The sequence below is a fragment of the Methylobacterium sp. J-043 genome, from assembly GCF_022829505.1.
GTDB lineage: Bacteria > Pseudomonadota > Alphaproteobacteria > Rhizobiales > Beijerinckiaceae > Methylobacterium > Methylobacterium extorquens_A.
Genome location: NZ_JAKSYB010000063.1, coordinates 367,737 through 389,831, shown reverse-complemented (window position 1 = coordinate 389,831; position 22,095 = coordinate 367,737). Strand labels below are relative to the sequence as shown.

Annotated in this window: 18 protein-coding genes; 9 read left to right on the top strand and 9 right to left on the bottom strand. The window is 66.2% G+C overall.

Features of this window, described 5'->3' with window-relative positions; translation table 11 throughout:
• The first annotated feature begins 8 nt into the window (after nucleotides 1–8).
• Entirely contained in the window at nucleotides 9–1,286 is a 1,278-nt protein-coding gene (gene rlmN / locus MKK50_RS19815; RefSeq protein ID WP_253373432.1) for a dual-specificity RNA methyltransferase RlmN, read from the top strand.
• 174 nt (nucleotides 1,287–1,460) lie between these two features.
• On the opposite strand, the gene MKK50_RS19810 is transcribed toward rlmN, so the two are convergent.
• Nucleotides 1,461–3,227: an AIPR family protein gene (locus MKK50_RS19810; protein WP_499024791.1), complete on the bottom strand. Its 1,767-nt coding sequence runs from the start codon at nucleotides 3,225–3,227 to the stop codon at nucleotides 1,461–1,463.
• A 264-nt stretch (nucleotides 3,228–3,491) separates the two neighbouring features.
• Nucleotides 3,492–5,111 carry a phosphoenolpyruvate carboxykinase gene (locus tag MKK50_RS19805; protein ID WP_499024789.1) on the bottom strand — a complete coding sequence of 540 codons (1,620 nt, stop codon included), beginning with the start codon at nucleotides 5,109–5,111 and terminating at the stop codon, nucleotides 3,492–3,494.
• Between the two features lie 327 nt (nucleotides 5,112–5,438).
• Between MKK50_RS19805 and recR the strand changes: the two genes are divergently transcribed.
• From recR to truA, 5 genes are all read left to right on the top strand, one after another.
• Nucleotides 5,439–6,044: a recombination mediator RecR gene (gene recR, locus MKK50_RS19800; protein WP_253373430.1), complete on the top strand. Its 606-nt coding sequence runs from the start codon at nucleotides 5,439–5,441 to the stop codon at nucleotides 6,042–6,044.
• A gap of 117 nt (nucleotides 6,045–6,161) precedes the next feature.
• A complete protein-coding gene (locus MKK50_RS19795; protein WP_499024787.1) occupies nucleotides 6,162–7,448 on the top strand; it encodes a glycosyltransferase family 87 protein in 1,287 nt (428 codons plus the stop codon).
• Between the two features lie 111 nt (nucleotides 7,449–7,559).
• Nucleotides 7,560–8,075 (top strand): peptide deformylase, encoded by a 516-nt coding sequence (locus tag MKK50_RS19790; RefSeq protein ID WP_253373428.1) that lies wholly within the window; start codon nucleotides 7,560–7,562, stop codon nucleotides 8,073–8,075.
• Between the two features lie 10 nt (nucleotides 8,076–8,085).
• Nucleotides 8,086–9,015 carry a methionyl-tRNA formyltransferase gene (gene fmt / locus MKK50_RS19785; RefSeq protein ID WP_499024785.1) on the top strand — a complete coding sequence of 310 codons (930 nt, stop codon included), beginning with the start codon at nucleotides 8,086–8,088 and terminating at the stop codon, nucleotides 9,013–9,015.
• A 13-nt stretch (nucleotides 9,016–9,028) separates the two neighbouring features.
• Nucleotides 9,029–9,787 carry a tRNA pseudouridine(38-40) synthase TruA gene (gene truA / locus MKK50_RS19780; protein WP_499024784.1) on the top strand — a complete coding sequence of 253 codons (759 nt, stop codon included), beginning with the start codon at nucleotides 9,029–9,031 and terminating at the stop codon, nucleotides 9,785–9,787.
• Here truA and dapE read toward each other — a convergent pair.
• The gene (gene dapE, locus MKK50_RS19775) at nucleotides 9,772–10,974 is read right to left on the bottom strand and encodes a succinyl-diaminopimelate desuccinylase (RefSeq protein ID WP_499024781.1); all 1,203 of its coding nucleotides are present in this window, start codon (nucleotides 10,972–10,974) and stop codon (nucleotides 9,772–9,774) included. The genes truA and dapE overlap by 16 nt on opposite strands.
• 232 nt (nucleotides 10,975–11,206) lie before the next feature.
• Between dapE and MKK50_RS19770 the strand changes: the two genes are divergently transcribed.
• Nucleotides 11,207–12,031 (top strand): HesA/MoeB/ThiF family protein, encoded by an 825-nt coding sequence (locus MKK50_RS19770; protein ID WP_499025129.1) that lies wholly within the window; start codon nucleotides 11,207–11,209, stop codon nucleotides 12,029–12,031.
• Here the strand turns inward: MKK50_RS19770 and MKK50_RS19765 are convergent.
• The 5 genes from MKK50_RS19765 to rpmI form a co-directional block, all read right to left on the bottom strand.
• The gene (locus MKK50_RS19765; RefSeq protein ID WP_499024779.1) at nucleotides 11,979–12,854 is read right to left on the bottom strand and encodes a DUF1186 domain-containing protein; all 876 of its coding nucleotides are present in this window, start codon (nucleotides 12,852–12,854) and stop codon (nucleotides 11,979–11,981) included. The two genes, MKK50_RS19770 and MKK50_RS19765, sit on opposite strands and share 53 nt — an antisense overlap.
• A 27-nt stretch (nucleotides 12,855–12,881) precedes the next feature.
• Complete coding sequence (pheT, locus tag MKK50_RS19760) at nucleotides 12,882–15,305, bottom strand: phenylalanine--tRNA ligase subunit beta (protein ID WP_499024777.1); 2,424 nt, start codon at nucleotides 15,303–15,305, stop codon at nucleotides 12,882–12,884.
• 64 nt (nucleotides 15,306–15,369) lie between these two features.
• On the bottom strand, nucleotides 15,370–16,449 hold the full coding sequence (gene pheS, locus MKK50_RS19755) for a phenylalanine--tRNA ligase subunit alpha (RefSeq protein WP_253373421.1): 1,080 nt from the start codon (nucleotides 16,447–16,449) through the stop codon (nucleotides 15,370–15,372).
• A 184-nt stretch (nucleotides 16,450–16,633) separates the two neighbouring features.
• Nucleotides 16,634–16,999, bottom strand: coding sequence for a 50S ribosomal protein L20 (rplT, locus tag MKK50_RS19750; RefSeq protein WP_012453520.1), 366 nt, complete (start codon nucleotides 16,997–16,999; stop codon nucleotides 16,634–16,636).
• Nucleotides 17,000–17,051: 52 nt separating this feature from the next.
• Complete coding sequence (gene rpmI / locus MKK50_RS19745; protein WP_009863555.1) at nucleotides 17,052–17,255, bottom strand: 50S ribosomal protein L35; 204 nt, start codon at nucleotides 17,253–17,255, stop codon at nucleotides 17,052–17,054.
• Between the two features lie 419 nt (nucleotides 17,256–17,674).
• Here rpmI and MKK50_RS19740 point away from each other — a divergent pair, with 419 nt between their 5' ends.
• Both MKK50_RS19740 and MKK50_RS19735 read left to right on the top strand, forming a co-directional pair.
• The gene (locus MKK50_RS19740) at nucleotides 17,675–18,808 is read left to right on the top strand and encodes a glycosyltransferase family 4 protein (RefSeq protein WP_499024774.1); all 1,134 of its coding nucleotides are present in this window, start codon (nucleotides 17,675–17,677) and stop codon (nucleotides 18,806–18,808) included.
• A 158-nt stretch (nucleotides 18,809–18,966) separates the two neighbouring features.
• Nucleotides 18,967–21,303, top strand: coding sequence for an amylo-alpha-1,6-glucosidase (locus MKK50_RS19735; protein ID WP_499024772.1), 2,337 nt, complete (start codon nucleotides 18,967–18,969; stop codon nucleotides 21,301–21,303).
• A gap of 149 nt (nucleotides 21,304–21,452) precedes the next feature.
• Here MKK50_RS19735 and infC read toward each other — a convergent pair whose 3' ends face one another.
• Entirely contained in the window at nucleotides 21,453–21,974 is a 522-nt protein-coding gene (gene infC, locus MKK50_RS19730; RefSeq protein WP_003602674.1) for a translation initiation factor IF-3, read from the bottom strand.
• Nucleotides 21,975–22,095: the final 121 nt, after the last annotated feature.

The window sequence follows — 22,095 nt, the reverse complement described above, 5'->3', positions numbered from 1 at the left end:
CTTGAGCCATGGCGACGGCGTCGTTCGACTCCGCCCCGGGCGCATCGCGCGCCCTCCCCGCAATCGAGAAGACCCCCGAGGTCACGGCCCTCTCGACCCTGCCCGGCCGCAAGGCCTCCCTCGTCGGCCTCACGCGCGAGGGTTTGAAGCAGGCGATGCTCGGCATCGGCGTGCCCGAGCGCGAGACGCGGATGCGGGTGAGCCAGGTCTGGCACTGGCTCTACGTGCGCGGCGCCCGCGAATTCTCCGAGATGACCAATGTCGGCAAGGGGCTCAAGGCGCAGCTTGCGGACCATTTCACCCTGGAGCGGCCGGAGGTCGTGACCGAGCAGGTCTCGCGTGACGGCACCCGCAAGTGGCTGCTGCGCATGGCGCCGACCGGCGCGCATGACCACAACCGCGGCGCCGAGATCGAGTGCGTCTACATCCCCGGCGACGACCGCGGCACGCTCTGCGTCTCGTCCCAGGTCGGCTGCACCCTGACCTGCTCGTTCTGCCACACCGGCACGCAGCGCCTCGTGCGCAACCTCTCCACGGCGGAGATCGTGGCGCAGCTCGTCGTCGCCCGCGACGCCCTCGGTGATTTCACCGGCCAGATGCCGGGCAAGGATGGCGGCGAGCCCGGTCGGCTCGTCACCAACATCGTGTTCATGGGCATGGGCGAGCCGCTCTACAATCTCGACGCGGTGATCGACGCCATCGCGGTGATGTCGGACCAGGAGGGCCTCGCGCTCTCGCGGCGGCGCATCACGGTCTCGACCTCCGGCGTGGTGCCGCAGATCGAGCGACTGGGGTTGGAGGCCAACGCGATGCTGGCGATCTCGCTGCACGCGGTGCGCGATGAGTTGCGCAACGAACTGGTGCCGCTGAACCGCAAATACCCGATCGCACAGTTGCTCGACGCCTGCCGGAACTATCCGGGGCTGAGCAACGCCCGTCGCATCACCTTCGAGTACGTGATGCTGAAGGGCGTCAACGATTCGGACGTCGATGCCCGCGCCCTGGTGCGGCTCCTCAAGGGCATTCCGGCCAAGATCAACCTGATCCCGTTCAACCCGTGGCCCGGCTCGACATACGAGTGCTCGGATTGGGAGCGGATCGAGCGGTTCTCCGAGATCGTGTTCGATGCCGGCTACGCCTCGCCGGTGCGCACCCCGCGCGGACGCGACATCCTGGCGGCCTGCGGCCAGCTCAAGAGCGAGACCGAAAAGCTGCGCGCCCGCACCCGGATGATGCTCGAAGCGGGCATGGGCGCGGAGGCGGTCTACGCCGATCAGGTCGACTGATACCAAATCCGTTTGATGCCTTCGGGATAGCGGATTTGGACGTCGCTCAGGCGCCGCGCGGGCTTGCTGATCCGGTCCCCGCTTGGATCAAGCGGAAACCGTTTAATATCCATAGCAGTAAGCTTCTGCACACCGGCCCCTTTCAATAAAAGGGGGATGTAGTGTTTTTTCGCGCTATTTGTTTATCTTCACTTCGGCCGCAAATTTCGCAAATGTCTCTCTCTGTAGCGGAGCAATTGATGCTACAACGCCGACGAAGTTAGGCACAGTTCGTGTGACCGCCTCATTTGATATTCTGTTCCGAGAAAATGCACTCTCCAATTGATTAGACAGGGACAACATCATTTCTACGATTGGCGCCCAAATCAATTCCCCTTGTAGAGGACTGACGTTTTTGGCAAAAACTAAATCAGATTTATTCGATATAGATTTTCCCAATATCGTTTCCATGCACTGCGCAATAACATCAACCATCAAGTAGGTCGCGCCCTTTTTGCTAAGAAAATCAAGGCTTGTATTTTCAATAGTTGTCAAAGACGATTGGTCTTTTTTCTGCTTTTGTGATAGTACAAGCTTCTTGTTTGTTATTGCAGAAAGAAGAGAATAGCAAAAAATTATATGTTTAGCTGTGGTTCTATCGGTAAATATATGTCTATAGTTCTTTTCATTGGTCCAGAGTTCTGATTTTTTGTCGTAAGCAGTTACTGGATCTCCATGAAAGGCAGCGAGGGATTGCCCAACAGTATAGGACGGCAGCGTGAACTTGCTTCGCTTGATAGCGTCGCTAGCGCCTCCACGGCGTCCTCCTTCATAGTCCGCGTCTGGGATCTGAGTAAACTCACCTCGTAAGCGCTCTTGAATTGGGTCTGTGCTTCGAAAGTCAGCTGCTTGAAGCTTGTTTTGAGAATTGTTAAATCTTACAACGTTTTCTATAATTTCATCTTTTGTGGCTTTTACAAATCTTATTGCGATTTGTAGGTGGGGGGATATCTCTCCACCGATGCTCGAAACGGAACCAGTTGTCTGAGCACCGTTCACGATAGAGATGCCTCTAATTTTGAGACTCCGACTGGCTTTCTGGCGGCGGCCAAGTTCATAATCCAAAACCAGCGCAGTTATGCCATTGTTGTAAACGTAAAAATTTTCCGGCTCCTCTCGAGCGGAATTTTTGATGCCGTTATTAATGTTGCTGTCGCTCTCCCGAGATCCAAGGTATCCTCTCAGATTTGCGGAAAACAAATCGGTTCCATACCTATGGTATAGATTATTCAGCCAAGACCCCTGTACTGTAGTCATGATTGAAGACCAGCCGGCCTGCTTTACTTCCACGGCGTCGGGGATTTTGGTTTCTATCTCATCCGTAACGATTACGGTCCGTTCTGCCTGCATGTATAGGCGCGATATCTCGGCAGAGCAGATTTCCTGAGCAAATATATTTATGTCAGACCCGAAAGGATAAGAACTGAGGGCGGATCTGGCTGTTTGTTCGACGGCTTGGAGTTCGTCTTTGACATTTTTTGAGCAGGGAAGGTTATGTACGTACCAAATATAAAACTGCTTCACTTCACCATTTCGAATGGCAGATCGAAGTTCATCCGCACGACCTTTCAGTCCATCAGGAAGAGCTTCGATGTCATTGATCAATAGCCAAGTTAGTGCTGTGTTTAAGTCAGATGCCTTATTAGCAGGCGCCGCATCTCGTTGCTTTTTAGAGATATAACATTGGGCAATGACGGCTATTTCTCGCTCTTTGTCGACGTAGAGGACGTCGCATTTTTTGTCGTCTCCGCCACCAGTAATAGCCTCGCTAACAAGGGTTTGTATGTCATCAAGTCCGAATCTAAGATTTAGAGAAAATATCCCTATGCTATCGTCTGTGAGAGAATAATTATCCTTCATCGTCTGAAAAGCAGCTTCCCAGCTGGAATAATTATCGCTCATATTTGCAGATTTCTCTGACTGAATTTAATCTCAGGTTGCCATAGCTCGACAATTGGGAAAATGCAACTGAGGTGTCCTTTTGCAACTTATGTTAGTAAATTGTGGTGCGATTCGCTTGCGTTCGTCTAGCGTTGCGAGAGCTCCCCGCAGACCATCGGTGAAGCAGGAGCGTCGCCCAACCCGAAAACAACCATTTCATATCGTGATTTGCAATGCCGCCGTATCTGGCGTTTCCCTCCCCGCAGGGGGAGGGAAACGCGCTTGTTACGCCGCGATCTGAGCGGCGACCGGCTCGGCGGCACGCACGTCGGCATCGACGTGGCTCTCGAAGCGCTTGAAGTTCTCACGGAACATCGTGACGAGACGCGTGGCGGTGTCGGCGAACGCCGCCTTGTTGGTCCAGGTCTCGACCGGCGAGAGCACCTGCGTCTCGACGCCGGGCACCTCGACGGGCACCGAGAAGCCGAAATACGGGTCGCGGCGGAACTCCACCTGCGCCAGCGAGCCGTCGAGCGCCGCCGAGAGCAGGCGGCGGGTGACGCGGATCGGCATGCGCCGCCCGGTGCCGACCCCGCCGCCGGTCCAGCCGGTGTTGACGAGCCAGCAATCGACGCCGTGCTCGGCCATCAGCTCGCGCAGCAGGTTGCCGTAGACGCTCGGGTGGCGGGGCATGAACGGCGCGCCGAAGCAGGTCGAGAAGGTCGCCTCCGGCGCGGTCAGGCCGCGCTCGGTGCCCGCCACCTTGGCGGTGTAGCCGGAGAGGAAGTGGTACATCGCCTCCGCGCCCGTCAGCTTGGCGATCGGCGGCATCACGCCGAAGGCGTCGCAGGTCAGCATCACGATGTTCTTGGGATGCCCGGCCCGGCCTGTGGCGCTGGCATTCGCGATGAAGTCCAGCGGATAGGCGCAGCGGGTGTTCTCGGTCAGCGTCGCGTCGTCGAAATCCGGCACGCGGCTCACGGGATCGATGACGACGTTCTCCATCACCGTGCCGAAGCGCTCGGTGGTGGCATAGATCTCCGGCTCGGCGTTGCGCGAGAGGCGGATGGTCTTGGCGTAGCAGCCGCCCTCGAAGTTGAAGATGCCGTCCCGGCTCCAGCCGTGCTCGTCGTCGCCGATCAGTTGGCGCGAGGAATCGTTCGAGAGCGTGGTCTTGCCGGTGCCGGACAGGCCGAAGAACAGGGCCGAATCACCGGTCTCGTCGAGGCTGGCATTGGCCGAGCAGTGCATCGGCATCACGCCCACGCCGGGGAGCACGTAGTTGAGGTAGGTGAAGACCGACTTCTTCATCTCGCCGGCATAGGCCGAGCCGCCGATCAGTACGATCTTCTGCGCGAAATCGATGGCGATGACGGTCTTGGAGCGGCAGCCGTGCCGGGCCGGATCGGCCTGGAAGCTCGGCAGGTCGATGATCGTCAGTTCCGGCACGTAGGCCGCGAGCTCGTCGCGCTCGGGGCGGATCAGCAGGTTGCGGATGAACAGCGAGTGCCACGCGAACTCGGTATAGACCCGCGCCCGCACCCGGTGGGCCGGGTCGGCGCCGCCGAACAGATCCTGGGCGAACAGCTCCTTGCCGCGGGCATGCGCGCGGAAGTCGTCGAGCAGCGTCGCGAACTGGTCGGGCGTGATCGAGCCGTTGTTGTCCCACCAGATCTCGTTCTCGGTGCTGGCGTCGCGCACCACGACCTTGTCCTTGGGCGAACGGCCGGTATGGCTGCCGGTGGTCGCCACCAGCGCGCCGCCGCGGGCGAGCCCTGCCTCGCCGCGCTGCAAGGCCTCCTCGTAGAGGCGCGGCGCCTCCAGGTTCCAGTGGACGGCGGCGAGATCGGTCAGGCCGATCGCTTCCGGACCGTGGGCCGCGTTGAATTCACCGATGGTCTTCACGGATAGTTCCTCCCTCACGGCCCCTGATCGCGCCGTCACGCCAGTCGGTCCGGCTGTTTCGCGTTCTTGGTGGGGCGTCCGTGCGGTCGCTCAGGGCCGCCGCACGCAGGTTCTCCGCCCCGCCCGTTCAATGGATCGGTCTCCGGCTTGGCCGTCAACTAATCCTTGGTATGGGCTCAAATAAAATTTGTGCGCCGACTCCCCATGCAGCGGCCAAGCTGTCGCAATCCTGAACGGGCAAAATCCCGGCGGCAAAATCCCGATGGAACGCCTATGTGAGGGAGGGCGCCCGCCGCCCCTCCTCAGCCACAGCCGTTTCGCACCCGCATGCCCCAAGCCGTCGCCGGCCCCGAGATCGAGCGCCTGATCCAGCTTCTCGGGCGCATGCCGGGCCTCGGGCCCCGCTCCGCCCGCCGGGCCGCGCTTCAGCTCATCAAGAAACGGGAGACGTTGCTCGCGCCCCTGGCCGACGCGATGCGGGTCGCCGTCGAGCGCATCGTCGTGTGTCACTCGTGCGGCAACGTCGATACCAGCGACCCCTGCACGATCTGCCGGGACGAGACCCGCGACCCCACCACCCTCGTCGTGGTCGAGGACGTGTCCGATCTCTGGGCGCTGGAACGCTCCGGCGCGGTCAAGGCGCGCTACCACGTGCTCGGCGGCGTGCTCTCGGCGCTCGACGGGGTGCGGCCCGAACACCTCACCATCGCCCGCCTCGTGGAGCGGGCGAGCGAGCCGGGCGTCAAGGAGATCATCCTGGCGCTGAACGCCACCGTCGATGGCCAGACCACGGCCCACTACCTCACCGAGTCGATCAAGCATCTCGGGCTGACGATCACGCGCCTCGCCCACGGCGTGCCGGTGGGCGGCGAGCTCGATTACCTCGACGAGGGCACGCTCACGGCGGCGATCCGCAGCCGCACGGCGTTCTGAGCCGGCGGTCTGCGCAGGTCGGGACGCGGCTCTAACCGCCCTTTAAGTCGCAGCGGGATAGCCTCGGCATCGGCCGCCGCGTCGCGTGACGGCCTTGTCCAAGTCGGGTGATCCGTCATGCGAACGGCATCGTTGCCAGTGGAGCAGAACCGGCCCCGCCCAGCGACGGTCTACGAGCGGTTCGCGACGCCCCTCGTGGTGCGCACCCTTCTCGCGGCCCTCGCGGTGGTGATCCTGGGCCGGACGGCGCGATTCACCGGGCTTCTCGGCCCCGCGGGGCTCTCGGATTTCGACATCCTCCACATCGCGGGCCGGATGGTGTGGCGGGGCGACATCGCGGACGCCTACCACCTGCCCGCCCTGTTGCGGGTCCAGCAGGCGCTCACGGGGCAGCAGGATTTCCTGCCCTGGGCCTATCCGCCGCCGTTCAACCTCGTGGTGGCCGGGCTCGCGACTCTGCCGGTCAGCCTCGCCTACCTGCTCTTCACCGGCACGACGCTCGCCGCGTTCCTGTTCGTGCTGCGCCGGATCGCCGGCACGCATTTTCCTGCCCTTCTGATCGCCCTGTTTCCGGTCCTCTTCATCACGGTGACCTGCGGCCAGAACGGGTTCCTCACGGGCACGCTGATCGGCCTGACCTGCCTTGGGCTGGTGCAGGGGAGGGCGATGGCCGGCCTGCCGCTCGGCCTGATGGTGATCAAGCCGCATCTCGCCGTCGGCGTCGCGGTCTGCGCCCTGGCCATGCGGCGGTGGGCGTGTCTGGCCGTGGCCGCAGTCACCGCCGGCCTCGCGGCGGCGCTCGCCACCGCCGTGCTCGGCCCCGCGATCTGGCTGGCCTTCCTGCGCGGCGCCGACGAGGCATCGGCCAACCTGGCCGCGGGCCTCTATCCCCTGTTCCGGATGATCTCGGTCTATGCCTCGCTGCGCAGCCTCGAACTGCCGGCCGCGGTCGCACTCGCGGCGCAGGCGGTGACGGCCGTCACGGCGCTCGGCTTCGTCCTGCTCGCGCTCCGGTGCGGCCTGCCGCGGCATCAGGTGGTCGGCCTCGCCGCCGTGGCGGGCCTGCTCGTAAGCCCCTACGCCTACGATTACGACCTGCCGCTCTACGGCGTCGGTCTGGCCCTGCTGCTTCCCGATCTTCTCGCTCGCACGAGCCGCCGCGAGCAGGCGGCCCTGCTCGGTCTCGGCTGGGTAAGCGGCGGCTATGGCTTCGTCGCGGGGACGATCAACGAGCGCTTCGTCGCGGCGGGAGCGGAGCCCTCCGTCGCGCTGTCGCTGCCCGGCCCGTTTCTGCTGATCCTGCTCACGTTGATGTGGCACATCCTGCGGCGGGAGCGTGCTCCGGCCTCGGCCGCACGGGCTGGTTCGGTGCTGGCCCCGGCGCCGGCGTCCGTGGCGATGTGACGGATGCACCCGCGGGGTATTTGACCGCCCCGGCGCTGCCGCCTATCTGCGGATGGTGAAACGCCTTTTCAGGCTCCTGCTCGTGCACTCGCCCATCCCAGCCCGGAAGCCATGACCGTCCGCCCCCTCGTGATCCTGCCCGACGCGCAACTGCGTCTCACCTCCGAGCCGGTGGCGGCCGTCACCGACGAGATCCGGACGCTTGCCCGCGACATGATCGAGACGATGTACGATGCCCCCGGCGTCGGCCTCGCCGCGATCCAGATCGGGGTGGCCAAGCGGGTCGTCACCATCGACACCTCGAAGGACGAGAACGCGAAGAATCCGACCGTCTACCTCAACCCGGAGATCGTCTGGGTGTCGGAGGAGAAGCGGGTCTACGACGAGGGCTGCCTGTCGATCCCCGAATTCTACGGCGAGGTCGAGCGGCCGGACCGCGTCCGGGTGCGCTACATGGACCTCGATGGGCAGACCGTGGAGCAGGAGGCCGACGGCCTGCTCGCGACCTGCCTCCAGCACGAGATCGATCACCTCAACGGCGTCCTGTTCATCGATCACCTGTCGAAGCTGAAGCGTGACCGGGTGATGAAGAAGTTCACCAAGGCCGCCAAGCGCGACGCTGCCTGACGAAGGTCCGATGCGCATCGTCTTCATGGGAACGCCGGATTTTGCCGTTCCCACCCTGAATCGTCTTCACGCCGACGGTCACACGATCACCGCCGTCTACACCCGCGCCCCGGCCAGAGCCGGCCGCGGCATGGCGCTCAAGCTCTCCCCGGTCCATGCCCGCGCCGAGGCGCTGGGCCTGCCCGTTCTGACGCCGACGACGCTGAAGAGCGACGAGGCCGCCGAGACCTTCGCCGGACATGAGGCGGACGTCGCGGTGGTCGTCGCCTACGGCATGCTGCTCCCGCAAAGGATCCTCGACCTTCCGCGCTTCGGCTGCCTCAACCTGCACGGCTCGCTGCTGCCGCGCTGGCGCGGGGCCGCGCCGATCCAGCGGGCGGTGATGGCGGGTGACGCGGAGAGCGGTGTCGGTGTGATGCGGATGGAGGCTGGGCTCGATACCGGGCCGGTGGCGATGGAAGCGCGTCTTGCGATCACCGAAGGGATGAGTGTGGGCGAGCTGCACGACGCTCTGATGCCGCTCGGCGCCGACCTGATGGGGCGGGCGATCGCCGCACTGGAGCGGGACGGCCTCGCTTTCACGCCTCAAGGCGAAGAGGGTGTCGTCTACGCCCACAAGATCACCAACGAGGATGCGCGGATCGACTGGTCGCGCCCGGCTCACGAGGTCGCGCGCCACATCAACGGGCTGTCACCGTTTCCGGGGGCCTATGTCGAGGCCGATCTGGGCAAGGGCCCGGAGCGGGTGAAGGTGCTGCGTGCCCTGCCCGCCGAGGGCTCCGGCGCGCCGGGCACGCTGCTCGATGCCGCTGGCACGGTGGCCTGCGGCACGGGCGCGGTGCGGCTCCTCGAACTGCGTCGGGCCGGAAAGGGCGGCACCGCCAGCGGGGAGGCGTTCTTGCGCGGCGCGCGGCTGGCGGCGGGGGCGCGGCTCGGGTGAGCGCGCAAGCCTGATGCCTCGCTACAAGCTCGTCATCGAGTACGACGGTGCGCCGTTCCGCGGCTGGCAGCGTCAGACCGACGACCCGACCGTACAGGCCGCCATCGAGACCGCCGTGACGCGTTTCTCCGGCGACACGGCGCGGCTCACCTGCGCCGGCCGCACCGATGCGGGCGTGCACGCGATCCATCAGGTCGCCCATCTCGACCTTGCCAAGGATTGGCGCACCGACACCGTGCGCGACGCGCTCAACGCGCATCTGCGCCCGCAGCCGGTCTCCATCCTCTCCGCCGAGATCGTCGGACAAGAGTTCGACGCACGTCACTCGGCGATCCGGCGGCACTACCGCTACCGCATCCTCAACCGGCGCAGCCCCGCCGCGCTCACCCGCGCCCATGTCTGGCAAGTGCACTGGCCGCTCGATGCCGGGCTGATGCATATGGCCGCGCAACGGCTCCTCGGCCACCACGATTTCTCGGCGTTCCGCGCCGCCGAGTGCCAGGCGAAATCGCCCATGCGCACGTTGGAACAGCTCGATGTGACTCGCCAGCGGATGGGCCTGTTCGAGGAGATCGTGATCGCGACCTCGGCGCGCTCGTTCCTGCATCATCAGGTGCGCGCCATGGCCGGCACGCTGATGCTCGCCGGCTGCAAACGCCTCTCCGCCGATGACGTGGCAGAGATCCTGGCCACAAGAGCCAAGCACCGTTGCGGGCCCCTGGCCCCGGCCTGCGGGCTGACCTTCGTCGGCGTCGATTACGACGAGAAGTAAGCGTCCAGCACCCGCCCGTAGATCGCGGTGAGCCGGTCGAGATCCGCTACCGCCACCCGCTCGTCGGTCTCGTGCATGGTCCGTCCGACGAGGCCGAACTCGATCACCGGGCAGGCATCCTTGATGAAGCGGGCGTCCGAGGTGCCCCCCGTGGTCGAGAGGACCGGCCGCCGGCCGGTCTCGGCTTGAATTGCATTGGCCACCAACTCGACGAAGGCGTCGGGCTGCGTCAGGAAGGCGGGCGAGTTCGAGGGCTGAAGGTCGAGGCTGAAGCGCACCACGTTGCCGGCCGCCGCCTCCAGCCGCCGCCGGATCTCGGCGCCGAGGGTGTCGGCGGTCCAGTCGTCGTTGAAGCGCACGTTGAACACGGCCTTGGCCGAGGCCGGGATCACGTTGGTGGCCGGGTTGCCGACATCGATCGTCGTGAATTCGAGGTTCGAGGCATCGAAATGCGCGGTGCCGCCGTCGAGGGGATCGGCGATCAGCGCCGAGGCGAGGCGCAGCAGGCCGGGAATCGGGTTCTCGGCCCGGTGCGGATAGGCGACGTGGCCCTGGCGCCCGTGCACGGTGATGCGGCCGGTCAACGAACCGCGCCGGCCGATCTTGATCATCTCGCCGAGGGTATCGGGGTTGGTCGGCTCGCCGAGCAGGCAATGGTCGAAGCGCTCGCCCCTCGCCCTTGCCCAGTCGAGCAGCTTGACGGTGCCGTTGACCGCCGGCCCCTCCTCGTCGCCGGTGACGAGAAAGGCGATGGAGCCGCAAAAATCCGGCCCGTGCCGGTCGAGGAAGGCGAGTGTCGCGGCGAGCATGCAGGCGATGCCGCCCTTCATGTCCACCGCGCCGCGCCCATAGAGGAAGCCGTCGGCGACTTCGCCCGAGAACGGTCTGTGGGTCCATGAGTCCACTTCGCCCGGCGGCACCACGTCGGTATGGCCGGCGAAGACGAGAACCGGGCCTGCGGTGCCGATGCGGGCGTAGAGGTTCTCGATGTCCGGCGTGCCAGCTTGCGAGAAGACCGGGCGCTCGACCGAGAAGCCCGCTCTTGCGAGGCGATCCGCCAGGAAGGACAGGGCACCGCCCTCCTCCGGGGTGACGGAGGGGCAGCGGATCAGCGCCTGGGCGAGGGCGAGGGGGGAGTGGTCGGACAAGGGCGGTCCCGGTGGCTTGGTCGTAATCGCGTCTCCCATCCGCTCCCTCATCCTGAGGTGCCGCAGCGTAGCGGAGGCCTCGAAGGATCTTCCAGTTGCCGTGCGATCCCTGGAAGATCCTTCGAGGCCTGCTCACGCACGCACCTCAGGATGAGGGCTACGGGTCGGAGGCGCATCGCTTCGATGTCTGCCAGCCGTAGCACGCACCCACTCCACACGCAGCACGGCCCTGCCGCTTCCGCTACCCGCCTGACGCGCTTACATGGCGCGCATGGCCCTCTCGTCCGAAGAAGTCGAACGCTACGCCCGCCACCTCGTCCTGCGCGAGGTCGGCGGCCCGGGTCAGGCCCGGCTGAAGGCCGGGCGCGTGCTCGTCATCGGCGCGGGCGGGCTCGGTGCGCCGCTGATTCAGTATCTCGCCGCCGCTGGCATCGGCACGATCGGCATCGTCGATGACGACACCGTCTCGCTCTCGAACCTGCAGCGGCAGGTCATCCACGGCACGCCGGATCTCGGCCGCCCGAAGGTCGAGAGCGCGGCCGACGCCGTGGCCCGGCTCAACCCGCATGTGCGCGTCGAGACCCATGCCTGCCGCCTGACGCCCGAGAACGCTCCCGCCCTGCTCGCCGAATACGATCTCGTGGCCGACGGCTCGGACAATTTCTCCACCCGCTACGCCGTCTCGGATGCGTGCTTCGCGGCTAAAAAACCGCTGGTGACGGCGGCGCTCGGCGCCTTCGACGGCTCGCTCACCACGATTCGCGCCCACGAATCCGGCCCAACGGGGGAGCCGAACCCGACCTATCGCTGCCTGTTTCCGAGCCCGCCGCCGCCCGGCAGCGTCGCGCCCTGTTCGGAGGCCGGCGTGCTCGGGGCGCTCGCGGGCGTGATGGGTTCGCTGATGGCGATGGAGGTGATCCGGGCGCTCGCCGGCTTCGGCGAGCCCCTGGTCGGGCGCCTGCTGATGGTGGATGCCCGCTCGATGCGGTTCGAGACGCTCCAGTATGCCTGGGACCCGGACAACCCGCTGAACGGGAACGGGGTCAGGACAGGCCGGGCAGACGCGCCGGAGCCGGCTTCACTTCAAGGGCGTTGAGGCAGCACTTCTTGTACTTCTTGCCCGAGCCGCAGGGGCAGGGATCGTTGCGGCCGACATCCTTGAACGGGTTCTTGACCGGCTGGCCGTAGCTCTCCGCGGTCCAGCCGAGTGTCGTCACCGGATCGTCGAGATAGGTGTAGTGGCGCGCATCGAAGGCACTGAGATCCGGCGGCTCGGCGCTGGCCTGCCTAAGCGCCTTGCGGAACCAGGGAAGGTCGCTGAACTCGTCGGTGATGCGGCCGTCGCGCCGGGCCGCCTCCACCCGCGGGGTCAGGCCGGCCAGCCCGAGATAGGCGATCGTCTCCTCCCAGGCGGTCCAGGCCGGTCCCTCCTCCACCGCGGCACGCGCCTCGTCGAAGCGCACCAGCAGGGCTTCCGTCTCTTCCAACGGAATCCGGCCCTGCCGCGTCAGGAAGCCCAGGGCGCTGAAGGCCGCGCCGCGCACGAAATCGTCGGCGGTGCTGTCGAGGATCAGCCGGGCCAGTGCGCTGGTATCGCCGTCGAAGGTCGAGGCAATCACCGGCGAAAGGCCCTCGGTGATGCCGTCGCCGAGGAGCCCCTCCACCGCCTCTCCGTCCTGATGCAGCAGCCGCATCAGGAGCGGGAAGACCCGCGTGTCGCGCGCTGCGGCCAGGGCGTGCAGCCCCCAGAACAGGAGGTTGGTCTCCTCGTCCGCGATCGCCTCGGCATCCTCGGCTGCCCGCTCCAGCAGGGCGAGCACCGGTTCGGCGATCGCCTCGGGGTTCTGGGCGGCACGCTTCAGCGCTTCGGCCGGGAGATGGTTCTCTTGCGTGAGAACCGCGACGAGGTCCGCATCCATGACCATCTCTCCCTCGGCCTTTCTCGATCAGGAGCGCAGGGTCGCGCCGGTCTTCTTGCCCACCTCGGCGACGATCTTGGCGCTCACCGCCTCGATCTCCGTGTCGGTGAGCGTGCGCTCGGACGGCTGCAGCCGCACCGCGACCGCGACCGACTTCGAGCCTTCCGGGATGCCGGCACCCTCATAAAGGTCGAACACCTCGATCCCGGTGATCAGCTTGCGCTCGGCGCCCTGCGCCGCCTTCAGGATGTCGGCCGCCGCCACGTCGCGGGGGACGACGAAGGCGAAGTCGCGGGAGATCGCTTGAAGGTCGGGTAGCACCAGGGCGGGCTTTGCCTTGGTCGGCCGGTGGCGCGGCAGCGGTAGGGAATCGAGTGTGATCTCGAAGGCCACCAATGTGCCCTTAAGGTCCATTGCCTTCAGGAGCCGCGGGTGCAACTCGCCGAAATGACCGACCACGTTTTTCGGCCCGAATTGCAGCGTGCCCGAGCGGCCGGGATGCAGCCAGTCGGGCCCGCCGGCCACGACCTGGAGGCCGCCGGTCGGCACACCGAGGGCCGCGAGCAGCGCCAGCGCATCGGCCTTGGCCTCGAACGCATCGACGGTCTCTGCCGCGCCGCTCCAGTGGCGCCCGGAGCCGGCGTGCCGCGCCGTGCCGCGGCGCAGGCCGGTGGCGCGCAGGGACTGGCCCTCCGGCTCGTCGCTGGCGAAGCACTGGCCGACCTCGAACAGGGCGGTGTCGGCAAAGCCGCGGTCGGCGTTGCGCTGTGCGGCCCGCAACAGGCCCGGCACGAGGCTCGGGCGCATGTCGGAGAGGTCGGCGGCGATGGGGTTGGCGAGCGCCAGATCCGCCTTGCCGCCGCCGAACAACTTCGCGTCGTCGTGCGCGATGAAGGAATAGGTCACCGCTTCCAGCATGCCGCGGCCCGCCAGCGCCCGCTTGGCGAGACGCCCGCGCCGCTGCAGCACAGTCAGCATCGGCGCGACCGCCACCGTCTCGATCCGCGGCAGCGGCTTCGGCTCGATCCGGTCGAGGCCGGCGATGCGCACGATCTCCTCGACGAGGTCGGCCTTGCCTTCCACGTCCGGCCGCCAGGACGGCGGCAGCACTTTCACCCGGTCTCCCGAGCCGGAGATGTGGAAGCCGAGCGACTCCAGCGTCACCTTCATCTCGGCCCGCGACAGTTCGATGCCGGCGAGCCGGCGAACCTCGGTCCAGGGGAAGTCGATGACGCGGTCGAGATCCGGGATCTCGCCGGCGATGGTGGCCTCGCTCGGGCTGCCGCCGCAGAGATCGATCACGAGGCGGGTGGCGAGGTCGAGGCCCGGCAGGGCGAAGGCCGGATCGACGCCGCGCTCGAAGCGGTAACGCGCATCGGTAATGATACCGAGGCGCCGCCCGGTGCGGGCGATGTTGCGCGGGTCCCAGAGGGCCGACTCGATCAGCACGTCGGTGGTGCTCTCGTCGCAGCCCGAGGCCTGCCCGCCCATGATGCCGCCGATCGACTCGACGCCGTTGCCGTCGGCGATCACCACGGCGTCGGAATCGAGCCGGTAGGTTTTGCCGTCGAGTGCGACGAGGCTCTCGCCGTCTTCCGCCCGGCGCACGGTGAGGCCGCCCGCGACCTTCCCGGCGTCGAACACGTGAAGCGGCCGGCCACGGTCGAAGGTCATGTAATTGGTGATGTCGACCAGCGCATTGATCGGGCGCAGGCCGATCGCCCGCAGGCGCTTCTGCATCCACTCGGGCGACGGGCCGTTCTTCACCCCGCGCACGAGGCGGAGCGCGAAGAGCGGGCAGAGGCCCCGGTCGTGCGCGTCGAACTGCAGCGTGACAGGGGTCGGGCAGGCGCCCTCGCCGCGGACCGGCGGCATCGGCTCGCGCTTGAGAGTGCCGAGGCCGGTGGCGGCGAGATCGCGGGCGATGCCGTGGATCGAGGTGCAATCCGAGCGGTTCGGCGTCAGGTTGATCTCGATGACCGGATCGTCGAGCCCGGCCCAGAGGGCGTAGGCGGTGCCGACCGGTGCGTCGGCGGGTAGATCGAGGATGCCGTCATGGTCGTCGCCGAGGCCGAGTTCCGCGCCGGAGCAGAGCATGCCGCGGCTCTCGACGCCGCGGATCGTGCCGACCGACAGGGTGATGGCCTTGCCCGGAACGTAGGTGCCGGGCGGCGCGAAGACCGAGAGCATGCCGGTGCGCGCGTTCGGCGCACCGCAGACGACCTGGAGCGGCTGGCCGTCGCCGGCATCGACCTGACAGACCCGCAGGCGGTCGGCATTCGGGTGCTGCTCGGCCGAGATCACCCGCGCGATCACGTAGGGGCGAAGCGCAGAAGCCTTGTCCTCGATGCCTTCGACCTCGAGGCCGATCCGCGTCAGCGTCTCGGCAATCGCGTCGAGCGAAGCCTCGGTGTCGAGGTGGTCCTTGAGCCAGGAGAGGGTGAATTTCATCTCAGAACATCCTCGCGGCCGCCGGAGCGGACCGGGCCGGGATCGAAAGGCGGGGCGGCGGGACTCAGGCGGTCAAGCCGCCGACCAGGCTCGGCACGTCGATCGGCCGGAAGCCGTAATGCTCCAGCCAGCGCACATCCGCCTCGAAGAAGGGGCGCAGGTCCGGCATGCCGTATTTGAGCATGGCGAGGCGGTCGATGCCCATGCCGAAGGCGAAGCCCTGGACCTGATCCGGATCGAGCCCGCCGCTGCGCAGGACGTTGGGATGGACCATGCCGCAGCCGAGGATCTCCAGCCAATCCGTGCCCTCGCCGAAGCGCAGTTCACCGCCTTTTCGCGAGCACTGGATATCGACCTCGGCCGACGGCTCGGTGAAGGGGAAGAACGACGGGCGGAAGCGCATCGTCACGTTCTCGACCTCGAAGAAGGCGCGGCAGAACGATTCGAGCACCCATTTCAGGTTGGCGATGTTGGCCGAGCGGTCGATGACGAGGCCCTCGACCTGATGGAACATCGGGGTGTGGGTCTGGTCGGAATCGTGCCGGTAGGTGCGGCCGGGCATGATCACGCGGATCGGCGGCTGCCCCGCGCGCATGGTGCGCACCTGAACCGGCGAGGTGTGGGTGCGCAGGAGCTTCCTCCGCCCGAGATGGTCGGGGCGCAAGAAGAACGTGTCGTGCATCTCCCGCGCCGGGTGGCCTTCGGGGAAGTTGAGCGCGGTGAAGTTCAGCTCGTCCGTCTCGATGTCGGGCCCTTCCGCCACCGAGAACCCGAGATCGGCGAAGATCGCGGTGATCTCCTCGATCACTTGGCTGATCGGGTGGATGCGGCCGCGGATCTCCGGCGCCTCGCGCAAGGGCAGCGTCACGTCGATCCGCTCGGCGGCAAGCCGCGCATCGAGGGCGGCGTTCGCCAGCGCCTCGCGCTTCTGTGCGATCGCACCCTGCACCCGGTCGCGCAGGCCGTTGATGAGGGGGCCGCGCTCCTTGCGCTCGTCGGGCGTCATCGCGCCCAGCGTCTTCAGCAGCTCCGAGACGCTGCCCTTCTTGCCGAGCGCCGCCACGCGCAGGGCTTCGAGGCCGGCCTCGTCCCCGGCCTGCTCGATCTGCCCGAGAAGATCGCGTTCGAGAGCGTCGAGATCCATTACCGCTGTCCTTGGCCAGTCGTCCGGGGCTGCCTTCGCGCGTCGTTCGCAATCCTGCAAGCGCACGAATGGGGCGGGCCGGGGCCGTCGGGCAAACACGCCCCGGCCCGAAATGAAGAAGGCGCGGCGCTTGCCGCGCCGCGCCTTGTCAGAGCTTCGAGCGTTCCGCCGTGCGGCGGAACGATCAGGCGGCCTTCGGCAGGGCCGACTTCGCCTTCTCGACCACCGCCGCGAAGGCGGCCGGCTCGTGGATGGCGAGTTCGGAGAGCGCCTTGCGGTCCACCTCGATGCCGGACTTGGCCAGGGCATTGATGAAGCGGGAATAGGTCAGGCCATGCTCGCGCACCGCCGCGTTGAGCCGCTGGATCCAGAGAGCACGGAAGGTGCGCTTCTTGTTCTTGCGGTCGCGGTAGGCGTACTGCAGACCCTTCTCCACCGCCTGCTTGGCGATGCGGATCGTATTCTTGCGGCGGCCGTAATAACCCTTGGCAGCCTTCAGAACCTTCTTGTGCTTCGCGTGACTGGTCACGCCACGCTTGACGCGGGCCATGGGAGATCTCCTGGAACGTTAAGACAAAACAGATCGCGAGGGGTGGAAGAACTTACCGCTGGTTCGGCAGGAAGTACTTCTTCACGTTGGCGGCATCGCCCTCGAACAGGGTCGTGGTGCCGCGCAGGTTGCGGATCTGCTTGTTGGTCCGCTTGATCATCCCGTGGCGCTTGCCGGCCTGGGCGTAGACCACCTTGCCGGTGCCGGTAACCTTGAAGCGCTTCTTGGCGCCCGACTTCGTCTTCAGCTTGGGCATTTGGCTCTCCTGAAACGCGACAGCGATTCGACCGGCGGCCGGCACTTCGCGCTTGAATGCTGCTGGAGCAACGGGAACCGCCACGGCAGCCCTGATCGGCCGGGCGGTTCAACGCGGGCGGCTTATGGCAGAAACATCCGGCGGTTTCAATCGACTTGGACGGCTGGCGGAGCCTGCGCCATGGGCAAGGCACGCGCATTGCGTCTCGGCCACCGTCAAGGCGCGCATCGCCGAATCCGAGGCCGCCGACCAACATATGTGGAAAACCGGTATTGCGTGGGCTTGCAAAGATTGCCGCTCGCCCCAGTCGCCGCCTGGAACCATAAACCTTGGCTGTCTGTTTCGTTCATGTCCCGCTCAGGCCGCGTCCCCCATTAGTCTGCCCAACATCCCATTTTCCTGTCACAGGAGACGTCTTCGTGCGCATTGCCCAGGTTGCCCCGCTCGCGGAAGCCGTGCCGCCGAAGTTCTATGGCGGCACCGAGCGTGTCGTTTCGTGGATCACGGAAGAGCTCGTCCGCCAGGGTCACGACGTGACCTTGTTCGCGAGCGGTGATTCTCAGACTTCGGCCAAGCTCGCCGCCTGCCACCCGGAGGGCCTGCGCCTTCTCGGCTACCGCGACCACACCGCGGGCCACCTCGCCATGCTGCATCACGTGCATCGCCGGGCGCACGAGTTCGACGTGATCCACTTCCACATCGATCTCTTGCAGTATCCGATGTTCGAGGATCTCTACCACAAGTGCCTGACGACCATGCATGGTCGCCTCGACGTGCCGGACTTCATGCCGGTCTACAATACGTTCACCGGCATGCCCCTGGTCTCGATCTCGGACAACCAGCGCGAGCCGATGCCGGACAGCTCCAACTGGCTGGCCACGATCCATCACGGCCTGCCCAAGCAGAACTGCCCCTTCTACCCGGAGACCAAGGGCGGCTACCTCGCCTTCCTCGGCCGCATCTCGCCTGAGAAGCGCCCCGATCGCGCGATCGAGATGGCGATCCGCTCCGGCACGCCGCTGAAGATCGCCGCCAAGGTCGACAAGGCCGACCAGGAATACTGGGACGAAAAGATCGAGCCGATGATCCACCACCCGCTGGTGGAGTATATCGGCGAGATCAACGAGGAGCAGAAGAAGGACTTCCTCGGCAACGCCCTCGCGCTTGCCTTCCCGATCGACTGGCCGGAGCCCTTCGGCCTCGTGATGATCGAAGCGATGTCGGCCGGCACCCCCGTGATCGCCTTCGGCAACGGCTCGGTCCCGGAAGTCATCAAGGACGGCGTCTCGGGCTTCATCGTCAACTCGATGGACGAGGCGGTCGAGGCCTGCCGCAAGGTCAAGGATCTGCCGCGTACCGGCGTCCGCACCCATTTCGAGGGCCGCTTCACCGCCGAGGTCATGGTCCGCAAGTACGTCTCGGCCTACGAGCAGCTCCTGGCCGGCCAGGGCAACGTCATCAAGATGCCTGCCGCCGGCGCCTTCTCGCCCCAGTACGGCGAACTGAACGGTTCGGCCCACGGCCCGATCCACGTCGCCGCGATGCCGGCCTGAAAGGCTTAACGGAATCTTTGTCGGCCCCTCGCCGGGGCCGGCAGAGCGCCTAACTGAACGGGTCCGACAGGGCCGCCGGTCGCTGCGAGGCACCGGCGGCCTTCGTTTTGCGAGGGCGACCTCGCATCCATCGGATCAACGGCAAAAAGGCGCTTCGCATGGCGGCACAGGACGACGCAGCCCATCTCCACGCCGAACACTCCGAGGAGCGGACGGCCTCGAAATTCGGCCTGCTCGACGCCGACGAGAACCTGCCACAGTACCATATCGAGGCGCAGGCCTCCCTGGTGGACCGCCCCTTACGCGCCCTCAAATACGGCGAAACCTTCGCCGTTCTCGACAGCTACGGCGACATTGGTTGGACGCCGGGGCCGGAGGGCCTCTATTTCCAGGACACGCGCTATCTCTCGCGCCTCGCGCTGACGATCGAGGACGAGCGGCCGATGATGCTCTCCTCGGCGATTCAGGACGACAACGGGGCGCTCAGCGTCGATCTCACCACCCCCGACATCCGCCTCGACGCCGGCGACGAGACCGCGATCCCCCGCGAGCTGATTGCCATCGAGCGCACCAAGTTCCTGTTCAAGGGCGCCTGCTACGACCGGATCGGCCTGCGCAACTACGACACCCGCCGTCGTCACCTGCGCATCGGCGTGACGTTCGATGCCGATTACCGCGACTTGTTCGAGGTGCGCGGCTCCGACCGGACCAACCGCGGCAAGCGCACGGTCGAGCGCCGCAGCGAGGCCGAGGTGCAGTTCCGCTACGCCGGCCTCGACGAGATCGTACGCACTACCTCGCTGCATTTCGGGCCGAAGCCGCACACGCTGGAACCGGGCAGGGCCGAGTTCGTGGTCGAGCTGGAGCCCGGCGCCAACACCTCGCTGTTCATCCGCGTCGTGTGCCAGTCGCACCGCGCCTATACCAGCGCGCCAGGGCCCGAGAAGGCCGGCGAGTCCGCGGCCGCGGCCTTGTCGCGGGCGGCGGGCAGCCTCGCCGAGCAGCCTGACCGGCATTTGAGCGAGGGGCGCGTCTTCGCCCGCGCTTACCGCGACAACCGCCGCGACCAGCGCCAGATCACTGCCGGCATCACCACGATCATCTCCTCGAACGACCAGTTCAACGAGGGGCTCTGCCGCGCGACCGCCGACCTCTACATGCTGGCGACCCGGACGCAGGAGGGCATCTACCCGTTCGCCGGCATCCCCTGGTACTCCACGGTGTTCGGGCGCGACGGCATCATCACGGCGATGATGGCGCTCTGGATCGATCCGAATTTCGGCAAGGGCGTGCTGCGCTTCCTCGCCGCGACGCAGGCCAAGACCGCCGATCCGGCCGCCGACGCCCAGCCCGGCAAGGTGCTCCACGAGACTCGCCGCGGCGAGATGGCGATGCTCGGCGAGGTGCCCTTCCGCCACTATTACGGCACCATCGACGGCACGCCGCTCTTCGTGATGTTGGCGGCGCAGTATCACGAGGTCACAGGCGACCTCGACACGATCCGGGCGATCTGGCCGCAGCTCAAGCTCTCGCTCGAATGGATCGACCAGTACGGCGACCGCGACGGCGACGGCTTCGTCGAATATGCCCGCGAGACCGAGCAGGGCCTGGCCAACCAGGGCTGGAAGGACAGCCACGATTCGATCTTCCACGCCGACGGCGCCATGGCCAAGGGGCCGATCGCCCTGTGCGAGGTCCAGGGCTACGTCTACGCGGCCAAGCGCGGCGCGGCGCGGCTGGCGAGCCTGCTGGGCGAGGACGATCTTTCAGCCCGCCTGTCCGCAGCCGCCAACACGTTGCGCGAAAACTTCGACAAGGCGTTCTGGTGCGAGGAGATCGGCACCTACGCGCTCGCCCTCGACGGCGCCAAGCGCCAATGCGCCGTGCGCTCGTCCAACACCGGCCACGCCCTGTTCACCGACATCGCCCTGCCGGAGCGGGCCGCGCAGGTCGCGGCGCAGCTCCTGTCCAACGACGGCTTCAACGGCTGGGGCATCCGCACCATCGCCAAGGGCGAGGCGCGCTACAACCCGATGTCCTACCACAACGGCTCGATCTGGCCGCACGACAACGCGATCTGCGCCCTCGGGCTCGCCCGCTACGGCCTCAAGGAGGAGGCGGCGCGGGTGTTCGAGGGGATGTTCGACACGAGCCTCTACTACGACCAGAAGCGGCTGCCGGAGCTGTTCTGCGGCTTCATGCGGCGGCGCCAGCGCGGGCCCGTGAGCTATCCCGTGGCCTGCTCGCCGCAGGCCTGGGCGGCGGCGGCCCCCTTCGCCTTCCTGGCTGCCTGTCTCGGGCTCGAAATCGACCACGCCCGCAACCGCATCCGCTTCCGCAACCCGGTCCTGCCGCGCTTCCTCGAAGCGGTGGAACTGTTCAACCTCAAGCTCGGCGACGCGCGGGCCGACATCCGCCTTCACCGCCACGGCGGCGACGTGACGGTGTCGGTGACGCGGCGCGTCGGCGACGTGCAGATCGCGATGCTGAAGTAGGTTTCTTGCACGCGACCGGGCGGCCTCGTCTGTTCGGGGACGCCCGGTCGCCATCCCCTGACGAAAAACGAAAAATGCGCCGCCCCCGCGAGGGAGCAGCGCATTTGCAGACGAGCCTTTTCCGCAAGACGGCGGAAGGGCCGAGACGGTTAGCGCGGCGCCAGGATCATGATCATCTGGCGGCCTTCGAGCATCGGCTCGCTCTCGACCTTGGCGATCTCCTGGGTCTCTTGCTTCACGCGCTCCAAGAGCCGAAGGCCGATATCCTGGTGGGCGATCTCACGGCCGCGGAAGCGGAGGGTGACCTTGACCTTGTCGCCTTCCTCGAAGAACCGCTGCACGGCCTTCATCTTCACTTCGTAATCGTGCTTGTCGATGCCGGGACGGAGCTTGATCTCCTTCACCTCGACCGTCTTCTGCCTCTTGCGGGCCTCGTTCTGCTTCTTCTGTTCGTTGAAGCGGAAGCGCCCGTAATCGAGGAACTTGCAGACGGGAGGGACCGAATTCGGCGCGATTTCGACGAGGTCGAGGCCGACCTCCTCAGCCATGGCCAGCGCGTCGAAGAAGGGCACGACACCCCGGTTCTGCCCATCTTGGTCGATGAGCTGGACGTCGCGGACGCCGCGTATGTCCCGGTTTGCGCGCGGCCCGTCCTTCTGCGGGGCCGGCATGGCTCTCATTGGTCTGCGAATGGCTCAGTTCTCCTGTATCAACGACAAAACGGCAGCCTGAGAGCCACCGCGTCTGGCGAGCCCCGGCCACCGATTGATCCGGCTCGGCCGGACGGCACTA

Excerpts from the sequence above, each read along its gene's own strand:
- rlmN (WP_253373432.1), top strand. The coding sequence starts at position 9 with ATGGCGACGGCGTCGTTCGACTCCGCCCCGGGCGCATCGCGCGCCCTC.
- MKK50_RS19810 (WP_499024791.1), bottom strand. The coding sequence starts at position 3,227 with ATGAGCGATAATTATTCCAGCTGGGAAGCTGCTTTTCAGACGATGAAG.
- recR (WP_253373430.1), top strand. The coding sequence starts at position 5,439 with ATGCCCCAAGCCGTCGCCGGCCCCGAGATCGAGCGCCTGATCCAGCTT.
- MKK50_RS19795 (WP_499024787.1), top strand. The coding sequence starts at position 6,162 with ATGCGAACGGCATCGTTGCCAGTGGAGCAGAACCGGCCCCGCCCAGCG.
- MKK50_RS19790 (WP_253373428.1), top strand. The coding sequence starts at position 7,560 with ATGACCGTCCGCCCCCTCGTGATCCTGCCCGACGCGCAACTGCGTCTC.
- fmt (WP_499024785.1), top strand. The coding sequence starts at position 8,086 with ATGCGCATCGTCTTCATGGGAACGCCGGATTTTGCCGTTCCCACCCTG.
- truA (WP_499024784.1), top strand. The coding sequence starts at position 9,029 with ATGCCTCGCTACAAGCTCGTCATCGAGTACGACGGTGCGCCGTTCCGC.
- dapE (WP_499024781.1), bottom strand. The coding sequence starts at position 10,974 with ATGGGAGACGCGATTACGACCAAGCCACCGGGACCGCCCTTGTCCGAC.
- MKK50_RS19770 (WP_499025129.1), top strand. The coding sequence starts at position 11,207 with ATGGCCCTCTCGTCCGAAGAAGTCGAACGCTACGCCCGCCACCTCGTC.
- MKK50_RS19765 (WP_499024779.1), bottom strand. The coding sequence starts at position 12,854 with ATGGATGCGGACCTCGTCGCGGTTCTCACGCAAGAGAACCATCTCCCG.
- pheT (WP_499024777.1), bottom strand. The coding sequence starts at position 15,305 with ATGAAATTCACCCTCTCCTGGCTCAAGGACCACCTCGACACCGAGGCT.
- pheS (WP_253373421.1), bottom strand. The coding sequence starts at position 16,449 with ATGGATCTCGACGCTCTCGAACGCGATCTTCTCGGGCAGATCGAGCAG.
- rplT (WP_012453520.1), bottom strand. The coding sequence starts at position 16,999 with ATGGCCCGCGTCAAGCGTGGCGTGACCAGTCACGCGAAGCACAAGAAG.
- rpmI (WP_009863555.1), bottom strand. The coding sequence starts at position 17,255 with ATGCCCAAGCTGAAGACGAAGTCGGGCGCCAAGAAGCGCTTCAAGGTT.
- MKK50_RS19735 (WP_499024772.1), top strand. The coding sequence starts at position 18,967 with ATGGCGGCACAGGACGACGCAGCCCATCTCCACGCCGAACACTCCGAG.
- infC (WP_003602674.1), bottom strand. The coding sequence starts at position 21,974 with ATGCCGGCCCCGCAGAAGGACGGGCCGCGCGCAAACCGGGACATACGC.